Source organism: Aliivibrio sp. 1S128, from assembly GCF_001691065.1.
Taxonomy (GTDB): domain Bacteria; phylum Pseudomonadota; class Gammaproteobacteria; order Enterobacterales; family Vibrionaceae; genus Aliivibrio.
Window position 1 is genome coordinate 1 of record NZ_MAJV01000017.1, and the last position, 749, is coordinate 749.

The 749-nt window shown below is 35.4% G+C and carries 1 protein-coding gene; it reads left to right on the forward strand.

Annotated features, from left to right (window positions below; translation table 11 throughout):
* Positions 1 to 85 precede the first annotated feature (85 nt).
* Entirely contained in the window at positions 86 to 727 is a 642-nt protein-coding gene (locus A6E03_RS04335; protein ID WP_065600237.1) for a hypothetical protein, read from the forward strand.
* Positions 728 to 749: the final 22 nt, after the last annotated feature.

Sequence of the window (749 nt, forward strand, 5' to 3'; positions counted from 1 at the left end):
TTACCGTGTTTAGTGGTAAATTTAGGCTTAATCTGCATAGTAGCAAACGTGTTATGCAGGCGTTAGGCGAAATAGTGAGAATAATATGACAGATTTAGTTTCATCTAAAACAGTTCTTTCCGTAGGCTCAAGCGTATATAAAAAACTCTGCACAGCTTATCAAACAAGGCAGAAAGAACGAGTTGAAAGTTTTTTTGAATGCGTAGAAACTCGTTATGAGTCAATGAGCGAAGAAGAAAGAATTGAATTAAATAAGTCTATTGATAGTAGTGATGGCCAAGAATTATTAGCCAATTATGTTGATGCAATAACTCAAACCTCTAGTAAAAGAGTGAGAATGGCAATTGCCTTGTTGTATTGCAAAGATGCTGACTTTTCATTCTCAGCTATGGAGCAACAAATTTTTATCAATGGAGTTGTAGGTATTACCGATCATATGATTGATTTTTTGGTAGCAGCTATAGAGCAGCCAGTAATTAAAGATAATGGACCCTATCCAAGACACTTTATAGATAAAGCAAGTTTACTAACATTTCCAGTTAAGGATATCGATGCTGAAGGTGTTTATTCGTACACTCATGATTTAATTAGACGTAGATTATTATTACCTGATCACGTAGTGGGGATGCTAGGTGATGATGATGGTTGGTTTTTGACTTACGGTACATCTGCAATGTCAGTAAAAATGGTTCGACTACTTTTAAAAGCTGGTGAGCTAAGTAGATAAATTTCGCCTAACAAATGCATCA

Excerpts from the sequence above, each read along its gene's own strand:
- A6E03_RS04335 (WP_065600237.1), top strand. The coding sequence starts at position 86 with ATGACAGATTTAGTTTCATCTAAAACAGTTCTTTCCGTAGGCTCAAGC.